Annotated in this window: 7 protein-coding genes; 1 reads left to right on the top strand and 6 read right to left on the bottom strand. The window is 59.7% G+C overall.

Translation table 11 applies throughout. The features are described from left to right. The 5 genes from G6024_RS04355 to G6024_RS04335 form a co-directional block, all read right to left on the bottom strand. Positions 1-323: YopX family protein (locus G6024_RS04355; protein ID WP_200841551.1), on the bottom strand; the 323-nt coding region annotated here is incomplete at its 3' end. Continuing rightward, positions 320-883, bottom strand: a complete 564-nt coding sequence (locus tag G6024_RS04350) for a CAP domain-containing protein (RefSeq protein WP_159148152.1) — start codon at positions 881-883, stop codon at positions 320-322. The genes G6024_RS04350 and G6024_RS04355, both read right to left, overlap by 4 nt. Beyond that, complete coding sequence (locus G6024_RS04345) at positions 880-1,479, bottom strand: hypothetical protein (protein ID WP_159148151.1); 600 nt, start codon at positions 1,477-1,479, stop codon at positions 880-882. The genes G6024_RS04350 and G6024_RS04345 overlap by 4 nt, the downstream gene beginning before the upstream one ends. A gap of 110 nt (positions 1,480-1,589) precedes the next feature. After that, positions 1,590-2,369, bottom strand: coding sequence for a restriction endonuclease (locus G6024_RS04340; protein WP_159148150.1), 780 nt, complete (start codon positions 2,367-2,369; stop codon positions 1,590-1,592). A 46-nt stretch (positions 2,370-2,415) separates the two neighbouring features. Beyond that, positions 2,416-2,925 carry a hypothetical protein gene (locus G6024_RS04335; protein WP_159148149.1) on the bottom strand — a complete coding sequence of 170 codons (510 nt, stop codon included), beginning with the start codon at positions 2,923-2,925 and terminating at the stop codon, positions 2,416-2,418. A gap of 488 nt (positions 2,926-3,413) precedes the next feature. On the opposite strand from G6024_RS04335, the gene G6024_RS04330 reads away from it, so the two are divergent. Beyond that, on the top strand, positions 3,414-3,650 hold the full coding sequence (locus G6024_RS04330) for a hypothetical protein (RefSeq protein WP_159148148.1): 237 nt from the start codon (positions 3,414-3,416) through the stop codon (positions 3,648-3,650). A 19-nt stretch (positions 3,651-3,669) separates the two neighbouring features. On the opposite strand, the gene G6024_RS04325 is transcribed toward G6024_RS04330, so the two are convergent. Continuing rightward, positions 3,670-5,018: DUF4942 domain-containing protein (locus G6024_RS04325; protein ID WP_182640310.1), on the bottom strand; the 1,349-nt coding region annotated here is incomplete at its 5' end.

The following is a 5,018-nucleotide window of genomic DNA, read 5'->3' as shown; positions in this document are numbered from 1 at the left end:
TCCGGGTGTCCACCAGAGCGGGAACGGTCCACCTTGAGGAAATGAAGCTCAAAGCCGCCTTGGTTATAACACCACTTCACTTGAAGGCTCTCGTATACGCCGCCCAGAAGGTCGCCCTCGAATATGTCCGCGCCGTTGCGGTCTTTGAGGCCTGTGTTCTGACGCTTTGCGACTACCGCATATCCGTCCTGGGCTTGCGCGTCTAGCGCGCGCTTTACTGTGCCGTTGAATAGATCGAGGTAGTCAAACGTGAGACGCTTCGTACCCCGACCACCTGCCTCGTACTTGGCCAAGATGTAGTCAAACTTGATCGGCCGGCTCATGCCCCAACCCCCAAGTGCTGCACCGTCACCCCCTCGACCGAGCAGATCCCCTGCTCCTCGAAGTCGCCCAGCACGTTGTCTCGGTGCGTCGGACTCTCCATCCACGCCTGGACCACCGCCCCGTCATCCGTGAAGTTCCGCGCCAAGTTCTCCCCGGCGTGCTGGTACGTGTACCCCGCCTCGCGGAAGTAATGCCACGGCTCGGTGCCGTCAGGTGCGACGTGCGCGAAGTAGTTGTGCTGCACCATGTCCGCGGCCTTGTGGCAGGCGGACTGGCGGAGGAGCTCGTTGGTAGCGAGAGCGGGTAGGTCGTGGGCTCCGCGCTGCGCGTTCGTCAGGCGCTCGATGTCGTTCGGACCGACGGACTGAGGCGCGATTTCGACTACGGAAGAAGCAGTGGGTACTGATGCGCCAGTCTGCGGTGTAAGGGCAGCGATGAAGACGAGGGAACTGATTAGCGCTAGGACGTGGAAAGTTATCAGCAAGCGAATTTCGCGCCGGGTGAACCGGGTGGCCGGGTAGCTTGGCTTCACCGCTCGATAGCTCTTACCCCGACTCATCGCGCCAACCTCACCATCCGGATCATGTCTTCACTCAGCTCAGCGCCCACCGGGGTGCACGGGACCCCGGAGAACACAGACACTTGCTGTCCGGTCTCGACGGTGTAGGCGCAGCTGTAATTGAGGAACTCACCGAAGCGGTCGTGCCGCTCGGTCTGCTGCATAGCCACGACGAGGAGCTCGTTCTTGGAGGCCGGGGCTGGAGCTGGTGCCGCCTGAGGACCGGGTTGCGCTGGAGCTGGTGCTTCTGCGGACTCAGCTGCCGGCTGCGGTATCGCGGTACTCGACTCTGCCTGCTCGCGGACCACGGTGATCTCGCGCTCGACGGTGCCGATCGCCCGGTTGTTGGCCTCGGTCTTCTCTTCGACCTGGCCTACGCGGTCTTTCGTGTCGGCGAGATCCTGCTCTGTCGCGGTGAGGCGCTTCTCGTGGTCTTGGACCTTGGTCTCGACCGGGGTGTCATTCGCGCCGGTGGTGCTGAGACCGTTGAAGGCGAGCACGGATGAGGTGCTGAGTACCAGGAGGCCGGCGCTCGCGCCGAGGATGAGCTTTCGGCTGCGAGGGAGGTTAGTTAGTTTCTTGATTGGTGTATTCATTATTCAGTTGTCTCCGCTTAATTTATGGTTCTAGTATGCGCCCTTCTTATTATTAATGCAAGACTATTGCGCAATAATAAGATGAGATATTGACAACGAATTGTGGAGAACTAGCGCCGCTTGCGTTTATGGGCCCACTTTAGTTTCAAGTACACTATCAGTTCCACCAAAAAAAACAGCAGCGCTATCGTGCCGAAGATTGTTATTAGAACAAGCCCGGACGGATCAGGCTCGGACGACCACTTGAATTCGGCTAGGAATCCGAGGGTCGCAAGCAGAACGAAGGGCAGCGCACACCCAGATCGCACCGTGACCAGCGGGATGTCACCGGCGTCAATCCGCGCCTGGCGGTGAGCCACGCTTGCTGCATACGCCTTGTCCGCAGTTTTCTTCTTGGCAGCACGCTTAGCGTGCTGCGCAGCTCGCTTAGCGTGCTCGGCCTCTATAACAGCCCGCCTCTCTGCCTCCTCCAATTCAGCCTTCTTCTTTGCCTTCTCGGCCAGCCTCCTCGCCGCAAGCCCTAGCTCCTGCGCGCTCTTGTTCACCGCCCCAAAGCTGCCCGCGGCGTCAAACGTGAACAGGGCGACCCCGACCTCGTCCGCATAGACGACCGCCTGCCGGCTGTACCCCCCAGAGCAGAAGAAGATCATTTTCTTGGAGTGGTCGATCCCCCGCGCGCCGTAAAGCTGCTGGATCGCCGGACGGCCAACCTGCGAGCCCCAGTGCTTCACCTGTGCGACGGCCTGCCTCGCCACAACGTCGATGCCGCCGTCACCCGATGCGGTTGTGACCCGAGCATCCTCGAAGCCGAGATGGTCCCGCATGATCGCCGCGGCTACGTACTCAGCCTCTAGCGGAGTGATCGGACCGAGGTGCCCTTCGATTGACATGGGGGCAGTCTAAGGACGTGGACGGTGTTAGAGCCCACCGCAGGACCTAACGGGCTGCGGCGCCTGCCAACCAAGCAAACAACTTCGGTGGGCTTCCCCTCCTTGCGGAAGTAGCCCGCTCTACCCACTGAGCGACAGTGGCCTCCGAGTTCCGCCACACGACGCCCACGTACCAGTAAAGCCACTGTGGATCAGCTCCGAGCTTGTGCATGATCGCTACGGCACGATCAGTCGCGGCCAAGAGTCGCTTCACCAATTGCAAGGTCTCGTCCCACCTCGCCAGGCTCGTCATGCGGGCGAAGTACTTCTGGGGGTCGTTGATCTTCGCCCCCTTGCCGTCCTTGCCGTGGCAGAGTTCCACGACTTTCAAGAGCACGCGGTCCCCGTGCAGGCGGCGAAGCTTCCGGTGGCGATTGCGGTACGCCTTGTTCTGTATGAGGTCGTCCACCTCAGCCGGCAGATCGTCGCCCTCCTTGTAATGCTCACGGGTTACGACGGGGCGTAGATCCTGCTCACGGTTGATAGTCCCCAGTAGTTCGCTGATATGTCTTGTCACAAAAGATGATCCCCTCCGACCTATTGGTGGGAGGGGAATTACTTCATCAGCTATCCACTTTCAGTATAGCAATAAACCGCCCCTATTACAATAGGTCAAACTTATGATAATGACGATTCATCTGCTGGATAACTGACGAAGCGCCTGTATCTAATTAAACACACATCGACATAATCTACAAGCCGTCTTTCTATAGAACGAGTAGCTTGCTGCGCTTTTCTTCTCTATAGAACTATAAGGGGTCGCAACACAGCGAAACCGCCCCTCCTTTCCAGGAGAGGCGGTCATACGTGGAGTCAGTGTTTGTGTTAGAGAGACAGTGCGCATAGGGGCGCGCACATGTGTGTGTGAGTTATGTGTGCGGAGGGAATCCGCTCTTCTGTAGAACTGGGAGGTGCGGAGCGTGCCGTAGCTTGCTCATACCTAATTAATAGCATCACGCCGGGGTATTCACAATATCGAAGTTTCGTGATTAACTACGGGCAGATATGGGCATCGACACGAACAACTCACCCTCACAACTCATCGGCAAGGTCTTTGTTGTGGGGTCCGAGAAGTTCCCACGCGTTGCCCGCGAGATCGAGAACGAGCGCAACGAGAGCCGCGGCCGTACGGAGGCTATGTGGCGCGCGAAGGAGACCGAAGGCCTCACGTGGCACCAGCGCCGCAGCCTTGAGATCGAGCGCATGAAGAAACGCCGCACCGGTGAGGGTGCGGCGTCGTAGGTTGCACAGCGAGTCCCAGCTATACGCCAGCGCCTAGCGACGGCACGGACCGCCCGGCGTAGAAGTCCAGGCGCGCGATCGTGTCGCTGTATTCCTCTTCCCCTCCGTCGAACTCATCGACCACCGCGCGAGCCTCGGGCGTCATGTCGCTGTAGCTCTTCTTGCCGTAGTCGGGTGGCAGCCAACCCTTGCGCTGCGATCCAATCAGGTTGAACTTCTTGAGTAGGTCGTCGCGCTTAAAGGTGATGTGAGCCGTTCCCTTCTTGTAGAACGTCACCGTGAAGTGCTCGAGGTCTATGTTCCGCGTCTGCTGCGCCTTCCCCGCCGCGTCCAGGGCTTCGGCTAGTGGCCCGTCGTCGTACACCTTGCCGTCGAGGTAGGCAAACACCTTCGACACGTCTGCGAGCCTGTCGTGGACCGTGCGGCGCGGGTCGTAGTCGTTGCCGTACCAGCCCCAGGCCTGCATCGACGTAATCACCTTGCGGTTGACCTTGTACGCCTTGTTGGTCTTCCACCCGTTGAAGTAATGGACGTTGTTGCTCTGCTCGTCCCAGTACTGGCTGCAAAAGCTCTCGAAGAGCTGCACAATCGAATCGTCGAGACTGTCCAGCATCGAGCCCGCCAGGTCGGCCTGCACCTGCTTAATGTTCGCCAGGTTGAACTCGTAGCGGGCTAGCTCCGCGACTTTCTCCTGATACTTCTCACGGGTCGCACTGGTGAACATCCGCGCAAACTCACGCGTAGCGAAGACCTCGCGCCAGTACTTCATGCGCAGACGCTCGAGGAACTGCTGCGACGTGCCGCCGGTGCCGTAGCGCTCGCCGTCTACTTCCAGGGTGAGGATCGGCCGGCGATGTTCGCCCACGAGCTCATTTGTCAGGATCGGTGCGAGCGCGTTGTACTCGTCAATCAACTTTAGCCCGGCCTCTGCTTCGACTTCGTAGCGGCGCACCGCCCCGCGGATCGGGTCACCGTCCACGACTTCGCGGGCGTCATAGGCCTTGTCGGTGCGGGCCTTGGCTTCGGCCAGGTTCGCCAGTATGTCGCTCTGCGGTTCCGTGGCATCAATACACACATGGACGAGCGCCACCTCTACGCCGGTCTTTCGGTCGGCATCAGTGAATGCGCCCGCCTTGTACTCGATAGATGCGCCCAAGGCGTCGAGCTTCGCCACTAGCGTCTTGCGTTCGTTCGTGTACGGGTTCTTGATCGTCTCCGCATTAAGCAGGCACACGACCTCCCCGCCGCGTTTCATGAGGTCAAGCGCCTTGAGAAGGTGAGCAGCGCCCGCGCTAAATGGCGGGTTCATTACCACCGCGTCATACTGCGCGTAGCTCTCTGGACCGTTCCCGCTCTGGTGGACACCCG

The organism is Dietzia maris (assembly GCF_014144855.1).
In the GTDB taxonomy this organism is placed as follows: domain Bacteria; phylum Actinomycetota; class Actinomycetes; order Mycobacteriales; family Mycobacteriaceae; genus Dietzia; species Dietzia kunjamensis.
The sequence above is the reverse complement of the archived record's forward strand: the minus strand, read 5'-3'. Positions and strand labels throughout refer to the sequence as shown.